This window comes from Prevotella sp. 10(H), from assembly GCF_000711235.1.
Taxonomy (GTDB): Bacteria; Bacteroidota; Bacteroidia; order Bacteroidales; family Dysgonomonadaceae; genus Dysgonomonas.
This window is the reverse complement of sequence record NZ_JOMI01000004.1, coordinates 192010-209249: the sequence shown is the minus strand read 5'-3', so window position 1 is coordinate 209249 and position 17240 is coordinate 192010. Positions and strand designations below refer to the sequence as shown.

8 protein-coding genes are annotated in these 17240 nt (G+C 40.8%); 6 read left to right on the top strand and 2 right to left on the bottom strand.

Going from position 1 to position 17240, the window contains the following annotated elements; translation table 11 throughout:
• Positions 1–133: 133 nt before the first annotated feature.
• The 4 genes from K348_RS0110135 (at position 134) to K348_RS0110120 (ending at position 9813) form a co-directional block, all read left to right on the top strand.
• A complete protein-coding gene (locus tag K348_RS0110135) occupies positions 134–1936 on the top strand; it encodes a glycoside hydrolase family 2 protein (protein ID WP_029904854.1) in 1803 nt (600 codons plus the stop codon).
• A gap of 6 nt (positions 1937–1942) precedes the next feature.
• Positions 1943–4423: a glutaminase family protein gene (locus tag K348_RS0110130; protein WP_029904853.1), complete on the top strand. Its 2481-nt coding sequence runs from the start codon at positions 1943–1945 to the stop codon at positions 4421–4423.
• Between the two features lie 302 nt (positions 4424–4725).
• Entirely contained in the window at positions 4726–5802 is a 1077-nt protein-coding gene (locus tag K348_RS0110125; RefSeq protein ID WP_231496771.1) for a family 43 glycosylhydrolase, read from the top strand.
• Between the two features lie 24 nt (positions 5803–5826).
• The gene (locus tag K348_RS0110120) at positions 5827–9813 is read left to right on the top strand and encodes a hybrid sensor histidine kinase/response regulator transcription factor (protein ID WP_029904851.1); all 3987 of its coding nucleotides are present in this window, start codon (positions 5827–5829) and stop codon (positions 9811–9813) included.
• A 309-nt stretch (positions 9814–10122) separates the two neighbouring features.
• On the opposite strand, the gene K348_RS0110115 is transcribed toward K348_RS0110120, so the two are convergent.
• Together K348_RS0110115 and K348_RS0110110 are read right to left on the bottom strand one after the other, a co-directional pair.
• Complete coding sequence (locus K348_RS0110115) at positions 10123–13041, bottom strand: calcium-translocating P-type ATPase, PMCA-type (protein ID WP_029904850.1); 2919 nt, start codon at positions 13039–13041, stop codon at positions 10123–10125.
• A 181-nt stretch (positions 13042–13222) separates the two neighbouring features.
• Complete coding sequence (locus K348_RS0110110; RefSeq protein ID WP_029904849.1) at positions 13223–15070, bottom strand: 4-hydroxy-3-methylbut-2-en-1-yl diphosphate synthase; 1848 nt, start codon at positions 15068–15070, stop codon at positions 13223–13225.
• A gap of 279 nt (positions 15071–15349) precedes the next feature.
• On the opposite strand from K348_RS0110110, the gene K348_RS0110105 reads away from it, so the two are divergent.
• Both K348_RS0110105 and K348_RS0110100 read left to right on the top strand, forming a co-directional pair.
• Entirely contained in the window at positions 15350–15946 is a 597-nt protein-coding gene (locus K348_RS0110105) for a carboxypeptidase regulatory-like domain-containing protein (RefSeq protein ID WP_029904848.1), read from the top strand.
• A 34-nt stretch (positions 15947–15980) separates the two neighbouring features.
• Complete coding sequence (locus K348_RS0110100) at positions 15981–17183, top strand: outer membrane beta-barrel protein (RefSeq protein ID WP_051697761.1); 1203 nt, start codon at positions 15981–15983, stop codon at positions 17181–17183.
• Positions 17184–17240 lie beyond the last annotated feature (57 nt).

Below are 17240 nucleotides of genomic sequence, written 5' to 3'. Positions count from 1 at the left end.
TTCTGTCAGTCGCTCTATATTTGTGTTTAATTCAGAAAGAATATTTAAATCTAAGTTAGGCCCATACTGAGTCCATGAAAAAAGAGAATCGAAATACTTATTTTATAATACCTATCACTAAACATTTATCTAAATGAAGAAAATCCTTTTATTAGCGATGGTGCTATGCAGCACAAGTATGTTTGCCCAGTGGAAGCCTGCTGGCGATAAGATGAAAACAAAATGGGCCGAATCTATCGACCCTAATAATGTATTGCCCGAATATCCGCGTCCAATTATGGAGCGTGCAGATTGGTCGAATCTTAACGGGCTATGGGAATATGCTATCCTTCCTGTCGGCAAGGCAGAACCTCAGACTTTCGACGGACAGATATTGGTTCCGTTTGCAGTAGAATCCAGTCTTTCGGGTGTACAAAAAGAACTGGGAAAAGAAAAAGAACTTTGGTACAAGCGTACTTTTACCATTCCTTCAGGATGGAGAGGAAAGAACATCATGCTTAACTTCGGTGCTGTAGACTGGAAAGCAGAAGTGTTTGTAAACGATATTAAAGTAGGTACTCATACAGGTGGATATACTCCATTCTCTTATGATATCACTCCATACCTGACATCCGGCAATCAGAAACTGGTTGTCAAAGTATGGGACCCTACCAATGACGGAGATCAGGCAAGAGGTAAGCAAGTGAAGAATCCCGAAGGAATCTGGTATACTCCTGTATCCGGTATCTGGCAGACTGTATGGTTGGAGCCGGTGTCTCAGAAACATATTGCAGCAATCAAAACTATTCCGAATATTGACACTAACCAATTGTCGATTGATGTATGTGCAGAAGGTACAACAAATGGTGATGTATTGGAAGTTGTGGTGAAAGACGGTTCGAAAACTGTAGCATCCAGTAAGTTTGCCGCCGGACAACCGGTAGATATCAATATCCCCGATATGAAACTTTGGTCGCCGGATTCTCCATTCCTTTACGATGTGGAAGTTACCCTTCTCGACAAAGGTAAAGCAACTGACAAAGTAAAAAGCTATGCGGCAATGCGTAAAATCTCCTCGAAAAGAGATGCAAATGGTATTTACCGCTTCCAGTTGAACAATAAAGACTTATTTCAGTTCGGTCCGCTCGATCAGGGTTGGTGGCCTGACGGACTATACACAGCTCCTACGGATGAAGCTTTGGTATATGATATACAGAAAACAAAAGACTTCGGATTTAATATGATCCGTAAACATGTGAAAGTTGAGCCTGCACGCTGGTATACACATTGCGACCGTCTGGGAATGCTGGTATGGCAGGATATGCCTAACGGCGGCCCTTCTCCACGCTGGCAAAACCAGGACTACTTCGATGGAGTAGAAGTACAACGCTCTATCGAGTCAGAAAATGTATACCGCAAAGAATGGAAAGAGATCATGGATTATCTGATTTCATATCCTTCTATAGTAGTATGGGTACCGTTTAATGAAGCATGGGGACAGTTCAAGACAGAGGAAATTGTTGCATGGACTAAAAGCCATGACCCGTCCCGTCTTGTAAATCCTGCCAGTGGCGGTAACTTCTATCATGTAGGTGATATGATAGACTTGCACAACTACCCGGGGCCTGCTATGCAGTTGTTCGATACGAAACGTGCGAATGTACTGGGTGAATATGGCGGTATCGGTTTGCCGCTTAAAGACCACTTGTGGCAAACAGACAGGAACTGGGGATATGTTCAGTTCAAGAATTCGAAAGAAGTAACCGATGAATATATCAAATATGCAGAAGCATTGAAAGGCTATATCAAAAGAGGATTTACTGCCGCCGTATATACTCAGACAACAGATGTTGAAGGTGAAGTAAACGGATTGATGACTTATGACCGTAAAGTGATTAAACTGGAAGAGCCTCGTCTTCGTCAGATAAATCTAGAGATATGTAATTCATTAAAATAAGATTGGATGAAACATTTATTATATCTATTATGCTTTGTCGGGCTGTTCAGTTGCGATGGCACAAAGAAAGACCCGGCAAAAATAATGAAGAACGACCTGCGGGCTCCGGCTTATCCTTTGGTAAGCATCGACCCTTATACTTCAGCATGGTCTGCTACCGACAGGTTGTATGATGAATCGGTTAAACACTGGACCGGGAAGGAATTTCCTCTCTTAGGAGTGATCCGTGTCGATGGAGAAGTGTATCGTTTTATGGGGATAGAACAGACGCCGATTAAAGCTGTTGCTGGCATGTCAACGACCGCTCCGTGGGCAGGAAAGTATACGTTTACTGCTCCGGCCAAAGGCTGGGAAATGACAGGCTTTAACGATAACAGCTGGAAGGAAGGACAGGCTGCTTTCGGTACGCCGGACGAAATGAACGTCAATACGCTTTGGGAAACTAAAGATGTATGGGTACGCAGAAGCATAAACCTCGAGCAGGATCTGACCGATAAAAAGGTATTCCTTATATACTCTCACGACGATACATTTGAATTGTATATAAACGGAATACAGGTGGTTAAAACCGGCTATGAATGGAGAAAAGATGTACAAGTAGAACTTTCCGACGAAGTAAAGAAGACTCTTAAAGCTGGCAAGAATGTCATCGCTGCGCATTGTAATAATAAGACAGGCGGTGCTCTTGTCGACTTCGGAATATATATAGAGGATAATGTAGAGACTTTCCTTACAACCACTGCAGAGCAAAAGTCGGCAGACGTGCAGGCAACACAGACCCGCTATACTTTTCAGTGTGGAAATGTGGAACTCAATCTGTCCTTCCTTGCACCATTGTTGATGGAAGATCTTAATCTGATGTCCCGTCCTGTTAATTACATATCCTATGATATCAATTCGCTGGATGGCAAAGAGCATGATATACAGATATACTTCGAGGCCTCTCCAAACTGGGCATTGAATATGGCATCTCAGGAAAGCAAAGCCGAGGGTTATGAAAAAGATGGACTTCTGTTCCTGAAAACAGGTAGCACCAGCCAGAAAGTACTGGGTAAAAGAGGTGATGATATCCGTATCGACTGGGGATATTTCTATTTGAGCGGAGAAAAGGCGAATTCAACTTATAACGTAGGTGATCCGTACCAGATGAGGAATGAGTTTGTTAAGAATGGAAAGCTGGCAGGCGATGTAACTTCTAAGAATGATGCCAGCCTGGCTATATCCCAATCGTTGGGTAATAGTAAGTCTGCCTCGGGTAAAGTACTGATTGGCTATGACGATATCTATTCAATCCAGTATTTCGGAGATAACCTCCGTGGCTATTGGAACAAGAATGGCGATAAGACAATCGAACAGGCTTTTGTAGAAGCAAACAAAGATTATCCGGCTCTTAGCAAAAAGTGCTCCGAATTCGATTACAAGTTCATGACAGATGCACAACAGGCAGGCGGAAAAGAATATGCCGAACTCTGTGCACTTGCGTACCGTCAGTCTATATCGGCTCATAAGCTGGTAGAAGCACCGAATGGAGACCTGCTTTTCTTATCGAAAGAGAATAACAGTAACGGTTCTATCGGTACTGTCGACATCACTTATCCTTCTTCTCCTATGTATCTTTACTACAACCCGGAGTTGTTGAAAGGTATGATGAATCAGATATTCTATTACAGCGAAAGCGGTAAATGGACCAAGCCTTTCCCTTCTCATGATGTGGGTACTTACCCTTGGGCAAACGGCCAGACATACGGCGGAGACATGCCTGTGGAAGAGGCCGGGAATATGCTGTCTTTGACTGCTGCTATAGCTGCTGTAGAAGGCAATGCCAAATACGCTGAGAAACATTGGGATGTACTGACTGTCTGGACTGACTATCTGGTAGAAAAAGGTCTCGACCCTGAAAATCAGCTTTGTACCGATGACTTCGCCGGACACTTTGCTCACAATGTTAATCTTTCGGTAAAAGCAATAATGGGTATTGCGTCTTACGGTTACCTTGCCGATAAACTGGGCAAAAAGGATGTAGCGGAGAAATATACTAATAAGGCTAAAGAGATGGCTCAGGAATGGATGAAAATGGCAGACGACGGTGATCATTATCGCCTCACATTCGACCAGCCGGGAACATGGAGCCAAAAGTACAACCTGATCTGGAATAAGGTTCTTAAGCTGGATGTATTCCCTGAAAGTGTTGCTCAGAAAGAAATCCCGTATTATCTGACTAAACAGAACGAATACGGACTCCCACTCGACAGCCGTAAGAATTATACAAAATCGGACTGGATTATCTGGACAGCCACCCTTGCAGATGATGATGCCACATTCCAGAAATTTGTCTCTCCATTATATAAATTTATGAATGAAACGACAGACCGTGTGCCGATGAGTGACTGGTATAATACCGACAGTAAGACGCACGTAGGCTTCAAGGCCCGCTCTGTAGTCGGCGGATATTATATGAAAATGTTAAGCGACAGGTTTTTAAAATAGGTATTTCTCGGTAAATAGAGAATGTTATGGTTAATCTACCGGCTATTTTTGCCGGTAGATTTTTTTATAATTGATATGATGAATGAACATGTACATTTTTGTAAAATAAAAAAATGATTATCGCTTTCAATATATAGATAAAGCTTCTAAAAAAAGATTACAGAATCGTCGTTTATTCATTTTATCAGGCAAAAAATCTTAACTTTACGCCCTCATTTATTTCAAATGAAAAGACCTGTTACGATACCTTGAAAATTATTATGTACCGGACTAATATAAGCTATATTCTGATAACACTCTGTATGATTTTATCTTTCTCTTGCAAGAAGAAAGATAATAATCAGCACGAGGAAAATAGTATTCCGGCAAATACATATACCAATCCTTTATTACCGGACGGAGGACGTCCATGGGCTGTTTTTTATAAGGGTAAATACTATTATCTTCAGGATGCGGAGAATAAAATCGTAATGTGGCAGACAGAGGATATTACTGATCTGAAGAATGCACCCAGCAAAAATATCTGGATACCGAAAGAGAAAAGCAATGCTTTCCACATTTGGGGCCCGGAACTACACCGTATAGATAATAAATGGTATATCTATTACTCGGCTGATGACGGCAATACGGACAATCACCAGATATATGTGATTGAGAATTCGTCGGAGGATCCATTCGAAGGTGAGTTTATTATGAAAGGAAGGGTAAAGACAGATAAGGATAATAACTGGGCAATTCTGCCAAGCGTATTTACCCACAAGGATAGCTTGTACATGATATGGTCGGGATGGCAAAAACGCAGGATAGAAGCCGAAACCCAGTGCATATATATCGCCCGTATGGAAAACCCGTGGACTCTGGCAAGTGAACGGGTACTGATATCCAAACCCGAATATGAATGGGAACGACAATGGATAAGTCCCGACGGAAGCAAGGCCGGGTATCCTATTTATGTAAATGAAGACCCTCACTACTTCCATACAAAAGATAAAGACAAGGTGTTGATATATTATTCGGCAAGCGGAATATGGACTCCGTATTATGCCGTGGGACTATTATATGCCGATACAAACAGTGATTTACTGAACCCTGATTCATGGACTAAATCGGAAAATCCAGTCTTTTCTCAGAATGAAGAGAACCAGGTTTATTCGACCGGAAGCCCTTGCTTTATTCCGTCGCCCGACAGTGAGGAAGTTTATTTTCTTTATCAGGCACGGCCTGTCGATAAAGAGCCTTATGGTTCACTTCCCGCAAAAGACGTGGACACGCGTTCGCCACGTATGCAGAAAATGGAGTGGGGGGATGACGGTTTCCCGGTGTTGGGTGAAGCCTTGTCGGAAATAGACAAAATAAAGAAGCCCTCTGGTATTAAGTAGTACGATCTTCGCACAGCAAGCACAATGAAAAGACTCAGTATATTTTGCCTCATACTCTCTATTTTTGCCGGTACACTGCATGCACAGCAGTTCTTTTTTAAGAAGTATCAGGTGGAAGACGGTTTGTCGCATAATAGTGTCTGGTGTACATTGCAGGATAGTTACGGTTTCATGTGGTTCGGTACAAGTGACGGACTTAACCGATTCGATGGAAGGAAATTCAAGATATACCGGAATGATATTCAGGATAAATTTTCTCTGGGTAATAATTCTGTGCAGGCCCTTTATGAAGACCGAAACAAAGATATCTGGGTAGGAACCAGCAGTGGCATTTATATCTATGAAAGGCAGACCGATAAGTTTCGCCGCTTTGAGAATAAGACACAATACGGAGTTTCGATAAGTGCCGAAGTAAAAAGAATAATACGAACAGGGAAGGGTGTTATACGTATTGCAACATTGGGGCAAGGAATTTTCAGTTATGACCCCGAAAGCGGAACGCTTGTTCAGGAGAGCCGCTACACATCTTTTGTCTGGGATATTGCAGAAGATAACGCACTGAATATATATTCGTCCTCACTACAGGAAGGGTTAATCTGTTACGACCGTGAAGGCAAATATGTCGAATCCTTTACATTCTCTCCCGATAAGAATGATTTTAGTAGCCTGAAAATTAATTGCATACAAGTTGTAGGGGATAAAATTTGGTTTAGTATAGGCACTAATAATCTGGGATTGCTTAACAACAATACCAAGCAGGTCACTTACTATAACAATAATCAGAATATAGGTACTATAAGGGCGATTTCCCAATTCTCAGAATGGGAACTGCTTATCGGTTCCGACAACGGCCTCTATATTTTCAATATTCAGCACGGAGACTTTACCCGTGTCGACAATCCTCTAGATTCCCGTAGCCTTAGTGACCAGTCTATCTATTCCATTGTAAAAGATGCGGAAGGCGGCTTTTGGATTTCAACCTATCTGGGGGGAGTAAATTATTTGCCGCAGCAAACCAAAGTCTTTGAGTATTATAGTCCTACATCTGATGCTAATTTAAGTACAGGCAAGGTTATCAGCCAGTTTTGCGAAGATAAGTACCGCAATATATGGGTCGGTTCGCAAGACGGTTTAAAGTTTCTGAGTATCGGCAATCAGCAATTGGAGCCATTTTTACTTCCGTTGAAAGTACAGAAACTCGATATACGTTCCTTACTGCTCGATGGAGACAATCTCTGGATAGGTACATATTCCGAAGGGTTGAAAGTCTATAATGTCAACACTAAGAGGCTCACGGAGTATTATCATTCGCGGGAATCGTCCGCGACCATTTGCAGTGACGAAGTGCAATCACTGTTCAAGGACAGCAAGAACGATATATACGTAGGTACCAGCTGGGGGCTATGCAGATATAAACCCGAATCGGACATATTCGAAACGTTGACCTTTGTCGGCAGCATGACCTCGGTATCGGATATTACTGAAGACCACAATAAACATATATGGGTAGCTACCTACAATTCGGGAGTATTCAGATTTAATCCGCAGACTAACGAATGGAAGCATTTTACCCGCCACGAGAAGAATCCGCAATCGATTACCAGTAATGCCGTAATCACATTATTTACAGACTCTAAAGGAATAGTTTGGTTTGGAACGAATGGCGGTGGCTTAAGCTATTTCAACGAGCAAGAGCAGACATTCATTGATTTCGACCCACAGAACGAAATACTGCCTAATAAAGTCATCTATTCCATAGAAGAAGACAATCAGGCTAACCTCTGGATATCCAGCAATGGCGGCCTTCTCAGAGTAAATCCGAACGATCCCTCTGACCGTAAACTCTTTACGCAGGAAGACGGCCTTCAAAGCAACCAGTTCAATTTCAAAGCTTCGTTAAAGGCAAGTACCGGGAAACTCTATTTTGGAGGCATCAATGGATTCAATGCTTTTTATCCGAATGAATTCAGAGAGAATAATTATGTGCCGCCGGTTTACCTTGTCGATATCAGGTTGTATAATACTGATGAGAGTGAGAGCCGCAAATTGTTGAACCTGAGTGAGCCTGTATATCTTGCAAAGCAGATATCCCTGCCTTACGACAACAACAGTATCGTACTCGAATTTGGTGCGCTTAGCTATGAGGAACCGAACAGAAACCGTTATATGTATACCTTGGAAGGTTTCGACCGCGACTGGGTGAACAGCGGGAACTCGAATGCCGCCTCTTATACAAATCTGCCGCCGGGCGAATATACTTTCCGTGTAAGGGGCGCGAACAACGACAACAAATGGAATGAACAGGGTACTAGCCTAAAAATAACTGTATTGCCGCCATGGTGGCGTTCTGCATACGCTTATACCTTTTATGCCTTATGCTTTCTAGCCTTGCTGTATTTCTTTAGCCGATACTTTGTACAAAAGTCAAAGAAAGAATTGAGGCGACAGATGGACGAGTATCGTATTGCTAAAGAGAAAGAAGTCTATCAGTCGAAGATAAGTTTCTTTATCAATCTGGTGCATGAAATCCGGACTCCTCTGAGCCTCATTAAATTACCGTTGGATAAACTTACAGAAAAGAATTATCAGGATGACAAGACATCGAAATACCTCCATGCTATCGACAAGAATGTCAATTATCTGCTCAATGTCGTAAATCAGCTTCTCGACTTCCAGAAACTGGAGAATCAGAACAATACACTTACACTTAGAGAGGAGAATATCAATACTTTGCTGCATGAAATATATATGCAGTTTGTACATCCTGCCGAACTGAAACATATAGCTATGTCTATTACTCTACCGTCCGATGAGGTGATTACGCTCGTTGATAAAGGCAAGATAACCAAGATTATCACTAATCTTCTCAGCAATGCTGTGAAGTTCGCCAATACGAAAATTGAAGTCAGCCTTGAAGTTTCGAATAACTCATTCCGCATAAGTGTGATAGATGATGGTAAAGGTATTCCCGATAATGAGAAAGAAAAAGTCTTTGCTGCATTCTATCAGTCGGAAGAGGTATCTAAAACGAGTGAAGGAACAGGAATAGGACTAGCTTTTTCAAGAATGCTTGCCGAAAATCACAACGGTACTCTTTCATTGGAAGATAGTCAGTATGGCGGCTCTTGCTTTATGTTATCTATTCCTGTCTTATATGCTCAGCTAAATGATTCGGAAACACAAGTAGCCGAAATTATAGAATCCGACACCGAAGAGATAATCGAAGAAACAGATGCTACTTTCAAAGATTTCAGAATACTGCTGGTAGAGGATAATACCGAACTTCTTAATATGATAGAGGATTCGTTAAAACCTTACTTTACCATCTTGAAATCATCCAATGGAAGGCAGGCACTGGATACCCTTTCTTCAGAGAGTGTAGACTTGATTGTCAGCGATGTTATGATGCCTGAAATGGACGGTTTCGAACTGTGTAAGACTGTAAAGTCCGATATCAATTACAGCCATATCCCTGTTATTCTACTTACTGCTAAAGTAACTCTCGAAGCAAAAATAGAAGGACTGGAGTATGGAGCAGATGTATATCTCGAAAAACCATTTTCAATCAGGCAATTACGCAAACAGATAGAGAACCTCCTTAAACTCAGAATATCCTTGCGTAAATTATTGGGTGAAAGCACTTCATCTGCAGCAATAGATATCTCCATGCCTAAAAAAGACAGGGAGTTTATGGAGAAACTGCATACCGAAATAATGAATCATATCACCGAACCGGACTTCTCTATAGATATCATTGCCGAAACCATGTTTATGAGCCGTTCCAGCTTCTACCGCAAAATAAAGAGTGTCACGGGAATGTCTCCGAATGACTATCTGAAGGTATTCCGCCTGAATAGGGCTGCAGAATTATTGCTTCAGGGCGATATGTCTATATCGGAAATATGCGATGCCGTGGCTTTCAATTCGTCGTCCTATTTTGCCAAATGCTTTAAGGCACAGTTTGGCGTAGTGCCTAAAGATTATACAGGCGAAAAGCTGATAGAAAATTAATATGCCAATTATCAAATGTGCCAATATGCCGATTGCGCAAAGCGGGAAAATTTGGACTCGTAATTATCAATCATTAGCATTTTATATATTTTAACAATACAGTGTTAAAAAGTAACAAAGGTAACGGATTATAGCTATTCGCTAATAGCTTTTAGCCGTTAGAATTCAATGCAAATCAATCTCTTGCACATACGCTAATCGCAAAAGGTAACAAAAGTAACAGATTTTTAAATTATTTTCTGTATATATCAAAGAACCCTGCAAGCCTCAGCCTACAGGGTATAGATAAAGTATCTGACTATAAATGCGTTATTTTTTAGTTACTAAGCGGATCAGTTCACCTATCCACAATACGAATGAAGTACCTCCGATAATGATACCCCAGTCTTGTATAGTAAGTGGTACAGTACGAAATACCTCACCTCCGAAAGTGACAATCAGTATCTGTCCGACAAGTATTATAAGAGCGACGACTTCAAATCCGGCACTTTTACTCATTCCGGCAAAAGCCGATTTCCCCGTACCGTATGCCTTTGCATTGAACATATTCCAGAACTGAAGTAAAACAAACACAGTAAAGAAATATGATAAGAAATAAGCCCCACGTTCGGCTTCAGGTATATAGCTAAAGAACGAGTTCAGATGTTCAGGAGAGGAGAAATAGTACATCATACCCAACAGAAGTATGACAAATATTATTCCCGTAGTCAATATATGTTTTGCTATAGAGGGAGTAATAATAAAGTCGCTGTTTTTTCTTGGCTTACTATTCATTACATTTGGGTCGGGCGGGAGAGAGGCCAGCGCTCCGGCAGCAAATGTATCCATTATCAGATTTACCCATAACATCTGCGTTACAGTCAATGGCAGTTCCTGCCCGAATATGGAACCGAGGAAAACAATCAACAATGCAGCTACGTTTATCGTCAATTGGAAAAATATAAAACGCTGTATGTTTTTATATAGCGAGCGCCCCCACATTACTGCCGTAGCAATACTGCTGAATGAGTCGTCGAGCAACGTGATGTCACTGGCTTCTTTTGCAACCGAAGTTCCCGAACCCATAGAGAGTCCTACATCGGCATAATTCAGTGCAGGAGCATCGTTTGTTCCGTCACCCGTAACAGCGACTATTTCACCTCTTTCTTTCAGCAGGTGTACAAGCCGTTGCTTATCGGTAGGACGGGCGCGACACATTATTTTCAGGTCTTTTACCCTGTCATAGGCTTCTTCATCGGACAGATTTTCAAAATCCACCCCGCCTATAATATTTAGGTCTGTATCTTCATTGTCATGCCAGATGCCGATCTGCCGACCGATCTCTTTTGCTGTACCGTATGTGTCACCTGTAACTATTTTTACTCCGATACCGGCATTCAGGCAACGCCCTACAGCTTCCGGAACATCGGCACGTACAGGGTCGGAAATGCCTGCAATGCCTAAAAATATAAGCTCGTCCGATGCAAGTTCCTCTACAGATTGGCTTGTTTCCGAATCTATATATTTGTAGGCAAACCCAAGGGTACGCATAGCCTGATCCTGATATTGAAGAAGTTGCTCTTCAACTGTTTTCTTGAAATCCACGACAGGAAGATTTCCGTCGGTAGTGGCTACAGTCTTACATTTGGAAAATACTACTTCGGGTGCTCCTTTTACATATAACACCTTACGCTTAAGTTTAGGCGAATCGACAAGCGTGGCCATGAATTTACGCTCTGTAGAAAAAGGCAATTGATCCATTACCTCTTCTTTGGTACGTATATTACTGTACAGTATTTTATTTTTATTCAACCATAAAAGTAAAGCGCCTTCGGTAGGATTACCTAAGGCAGTCACTTTCTGATGATCTGAAAAATCTAAAAACGCGGTAGAATTAACAGAAATATTTCCGATGACCAGCCTGCTGATTTCGCTATCAGTCAGCCTTTGATCGGGGAGGCCGTAAAAATTAGTACTGGCTACCTGCATCTGGTTTTGCGTCAATGTTCCGGTCTTGTCTGTACATATAACGGTGGTTGCGCCCATTGTTTCTACAGCATGCATCTTGCGAACAAGATTGTTCATTTTCAGCATACGGCGCATACTCAGCGCAAGGCTCAGTGTAACACTCATCGGCAGGCCTTCCGGCACAGCTACCACAACCAAAGTGACAGCTACCATAAATGCCTGAAGTATATTCGCAGCGACATCGATACTTATCCACGAATCGTCATCGAGCGGATTTACCCCGAAGAGATATCCCGAGCAAATCAGTAGTATTGCAACTATAGCTCCTGTCAGAAGCCATCTTAGCCAACTACCTTCAGCAACCGCTTTCGGTAATTTTATCTTTTTTCCTGTAAGTTCCAGCCCGTCATAGATAATAGGAAGCCATACTTTTATCATAGCAATCGCTACACCTATCATCACAGCGCCAAGTAAACCTAACTCACCTAATGTGACATAGACGGTTGGATCGTTGAAGATATTCTTAATAAAGAGTACAGAGAACGTAAGTATAGCCAGTACAAGTCCGATAACTCCGATAAATTTAGCCAACGAATCCAACTGGCGGTTCAGCGGTGTTTCTCCTTCTACTTTCTCGGTCGCCTTTTCTGCAACTTTACCAAATTCTGTTGCATCGCCCACTTTTGAAACCTCGAAAACTCCATGTCCGTTGATAACTTTCGTACCGCGTAGCACCCAATTGGATGGATATGTGACGCCTTCTTCGAAATGCTCGGGGTCTATCGTCTTATCGATACTGAGTTCACCTGTGAGGCAGGACTCATCTATCTGCATAGATACGGCATCGATCAGTTCCCCGTCGGCAGGCACTTCATTCCCCATTTCAAGGAATACGACATCGCCTACAACGATATCTTTTTTAGGAACCTGCTGTATATTTCCGTTGCGCATAACGGTAATCAAGTCTTCATCGTTTACCTGATTTAGGACATCGAACTTTTTATTTGCGTCCATTTCGAACCAGAAGGATACGCCTGTTGCCAAAAGAATGGCACAGAAGATCCCGATCGTTTCTATATATTCGTTATGTATGATAGAGATGCCCAAAGAAAGGAATGCCGCTATTAATAATATACGTATTATAGGGTCTTCGAACTTATGAAGGAATAGCTTCCATAGTGGTACTTTTTTAGGCGGCGTGAGTATATTGGCACCATGCTTTTGCCTGCTTTCTTTTACCTGATTATCAGTAAGTCCGGTGAGATTCTTTTTTCCTTCCATTATTCTTTATATATGTGAACTGTATTATTTAACAATAAGCTGGTAATGCTTGTTTAAAAAAGGCATAAAGTTACTGCTATAAAGATACAAATTTAATATGGGTCTGTTAATTTAATGTTACGATCAACTTTATAGGTCTATATAAAGAAGGAGTAAATTTCTGAAACTTACTCCTTATCTTTTATTTTTCCGGTTCTGCCCAATCACCGTTATCTTTAATCAGTTGGACAAGCCTTTCAACCGCTTCTTCGGAGGCAATATTCTTTTCTATCAGGTTTTTCTTTTTATACAGCGATATCTTGCCTTTTTCTGCTCCTACATATCCGTAGTCGGCATCAGCCATCTCTCCCGGCCCGTTTACTATACAGCCCATAACCCCTATTTTGAGATGCTTCAGATGCGATGTCGCTGCTTTGACATGTGCTACGGTTGTTTGCAGATCGAAAAGTGTGCGTCCGCAACTTGGACATGAAATATATTCGGTCTTACTGGTGCGTATACGTGATGCCTGAAGTATGCCGAACATATATGCGTCAATATTTTTTAACGATATATTTCCTTCATTTTGGAGCATTATCCCGTTTCCGAAACCGTCGAGATAAAGCGTGCCGAAATCGGTAGCAGCTTTTATCTGTAAATCTTCATCTTCATTTTCTTGGTATTGCCGGCAAGGTATAACCGGAGTATTGCAATCATTATTCATCAGGGTATGGATAAAAGCGCGTTGCTCACCCACGCCATTTAGATGATTGGCAGTAAGGATAATAACAATCGATGTATCGGCTTTTAATAATGAAATGATATCATTATCTAATTCAGGATATGATAGCTGTAAAAACTTAATAGCTGCATTATTACCTTTTATACCTTCCCAATTGGATTTGTTGAAGAGAGGATAAGTATTCTTTTCCGCTTTCCATCCATCGATATCTATAATAGACGGAATGGCACGCGGAGCAGCTATCGGTAACTCTTTCCCTACATATATATAATCGGGCAGGAAGTGACTATTCAGTTCAAAGTTTCCCTGCGAACGGTCGGATATAACTACAGGCAGATTGTCTCCTCCGATATTTCCTACAGTATATGTTTCCCTGCGATCGGTAGAAAACGGGGAGAATTTACCACTTGCCTCCGCTATAATTTCGGGATGATTTTCTCTTTCCTTAATGTAAGCAACCAGTTTTTTTGCTACAGGTATTTCGAATTCGGGATCTTCACTCAATGATACGCGTATTGTATCACCTATGCCATCGGCAAGAAGTGATCCTATACCCACAGCCGATTTTATACGGCCGTCTTCTCCGTCACCCGCTTCTGTAACTCCCAGATGCAGCGGGAAATTAAGTCCTTCTTTTTCCATTCTTACAATCAGGAGCCTGACTGCCTGCGACATTACTACAGTATTGGAAGTTTTCATCGAGATCACTATATCTCTAAAATTTTCTTTGGTGCATATATGAAGAAATTCCATACATGATTCGACCATTCCTTCCGGTGTATCTCCGTAACGGCTCATAATGCGATCCGACAGGGAGCCGTGATTTACTCCAATACGTATCGCTGTGTGATGCTCTTTACATATATTGAGCAGAGGAATAAGTTTTGCGCGGATTTTTTCTATCTCCTGTACATACTCTTCATCTGTATATTCGAATGTCTGGAAAGTCTTGACCCTGTCGACAAAGTTTCCGGGATTGATGCGCACTTTTTCAACTATTCTTGCTGCTGCCTCAGCTGCCCGCGGATTGAAGTGTATGTCTGCGATAAGTGGCGTGTCATATCCGCGTTCCCTTACAATTTCCTTTATATTCCTGAGGTTTTCTGCTTCACGTACTCCTTGAGCTGTAAGACGCACATAGTCTGCGCCGGCTTCTACAATCCTTATTACCTGTTCGGCGCTGGCTTCCGTATCGTTTGTGTTGGTATTGGTCATCGACTGCACACGAATCGGATTGCTGCCCCCCATCGGAATATTCCCTATCCTCGTTTCAGATGACAGACGCCTCTTATAGTTGAAATAATTCATATATGAATTTTTTAGTTTGGATCAAAAATATAACAAAGATAGAGTTTTTTTGTTTGTGTTATCAGGGACACCAATACATATTCTTTTCCCAACATTTGTTAAGCTTGATGCACTATTGTTTTTTTGTATATCAAAGCTTTATCAGAAGGCATAAATCTATAATAAATAGATATTCAATAATAGAAAGTAAAAGTTTATTAAAATAATATGTGATTAATTTTATTTATATCTAAAAAAGTATAATATTTGCAGCCGAAAATTAGACAATATATAATTAACATGCGTAACCTTTCATTTATTCTTACAGCAATACTATGTCTTGCTCAAGCATCTTGCGTTATCGATAAAACAGACGACACTGTATTAATATCGGGTATTATAAAAAATTCATCCGGAGAAGGAATCCAAGGTGTGACTGTAAAAGTGGAATCGACGTCCGGTAATATCGATACACAATCATCATCCAATGGTTATTATTCTTTTAATATGCCGTCGGGCGGAACGGCTTTTTTGGTATTCAGTAAAGATGGCTATACTTCCCAATCTAAAGATGCCAGATTCAGGGGCGGACAAAAACTGGAAATTGATATGACTCTGAACACCTTATCGGAAGATGCCTATTTAAAAGTTGATAAAGACTATATAGAAATAAGTAATAATTCGGGAAAAAAGAGCATTACTGTTTCGACAAATGTAAGTTATGAGGTGGAGTGTGAAGCTGACTGGATAACGAATATAAAAAAGATTGAAAATATAGTATCTTTTAGTTATTCTAATAATGAAGAACCTGCAGAGAGAACAGCCGTAATAAAATTCAAGGGAGAATATGAGCAGGTAAAAGCAGTAACAGTAAAACAAATGGCAGGAACTATTTAATTCCGTTCTTTTACAAATATCATTCTAATATAATATGAAAATTTTATATATAATACTTACACTTTTGATATTAACGGGAAATCTTTATGCTCAACGCAATTATAAATCCGGTTATATAATAACAAACGATAACGACAGTATAATGGGCTTGATCGATTTCAGGACTGATAAAGCGAGCGGAGAATCCTGCCGTTTTAAAATATCGGACAGTGCTGAAGAGCAGATGTTTTATCCCGAAGATATTCTGAAATATCGGTTTATAAATGAAGGTAAATACTACGTCTCTCAGAAGATTGAAATAGAAGGAAAAACGAAAACGGTCTTTCTTGAATATCTTTTGCAAGGCATGATGAATCTGTATTATTACAGAAATTCGGATAACAACCGCCAATATTATTTCTTTATGGATGAAAACGGCAAGATGATGCAGATTACAAAGCATCCAAATGAAATAGTTAACTCAAAAATTAAAGAAGACAACAGATATATAAATATTCTCAGGTATATGTTCGGTACATATCCCGGTATGGCAGAAAAGGTGGAAAAAACACCGTTCGACCGTGGCTCTCTTGTGGAACTGACCAAGCAGTACCACGATCTTACATGTACTTCCGGCGAATCGTGTATTGTATTCGAAAATGATTATAAAAGAAATTTCATTCCTCTTAAGTTTTCTGTGTATGCCGGAGTGCAAGTGGCAAGTTATTCCTTCTTGCCGGAAGACCGCCCTTATAAATCCATGAAGTCTGTATCTCCGGTAATTGGTGGACTGATGAGTATTTCAAACCCGAGATGGTCGAGATGGATAAGTTTTCAGGCCGATTTATCTTTTTCAGCCCTAAAAGGGGCAGAAGATCATCTGCGGGAACAAACCTATTATGACAGATATAGCTTTGATGCAATGATGGGTACTTTTAAAGTGAATGCTAAATATATAATACCGATAAATAGCAGATTCAGGCCCGCAATTCAGGGCGGTGGTGGATTTATGTTTTTATTCGCTTCTTCGAGCAAGCTATATACAGAACATCGGTATTTGGGATACCTCGATGTATCAGAACATAAAGATAGCTTCCTTCCTTCTGATTTTTATTATGGTTATAATCTGGCTATTGGATTGGATTATATGACTAAAAATAACAAATCTTTCTTTGGACAGATTGTTTATGAAAAATATCAGGATAAGGATAGAGCTAAAGTGGATATTTTTCAATTGAGATTGGGCTATACTTTCTGATTTACGAACAGATGTCTTTTATATAATCCGGTCTTAAAACAATACTTTAAGACCGGA

Coding starts and splice junctions, on each gene's coding strand:
- K348_RS0110135 (WP_029904854.1), top strand. CDS start 134: ATGAAGAAAATCCTTTTATTAGCGATGGTGCTATGCAGCACAAGTATG.
- K348_RS0110130 (WP_029904853.1), top strand. CDS start 1,943: ATGAAACATTTATTATATCTATTATGCTTTGTCGGGCTGTTCAGTTGC.
- K348_RS0110125 (WP_231496771.1), top strand. CDS start 4,726: ATGATTTTATCTTTCTCTTGCAAGAAGAAAGATAATAATCAGCACGAG.
- K348_RS0110120 (WP_029904851.1), top strand. CDS start 5,827: ATGAAAAGACTCAGTATATTTTGCCTCATACTCTCTATTTTTGCCGGT.
- K348_RS0110115 (WP_029904850.1), bottom strand. CDS start 13,041: ATGGAAGGAAAAAAGAATCTCACCGGACTTACTGATAATCAGGTAAAA.
- K348_RS0110110 (WP_029904849.1), bottom strand. CDS start 15,070: ATGAATTATTTCAACTATAAGAGGCGTCTGTCATCTGAAACGAGGATA.
- K348_RS0110105 (WP_029904848.1), top strand. CDS start 15,350: ATGCGTAACCTTTCATTTATTCTTACAGCAATACTATGTCTTGCTCAA.
- K348_RS0110100 (WP_051697761.1), top strand. CDS start 15,981: ATGAAAATTTTATATATAATACTTACACTTTTGATATTAACGGGAAAT.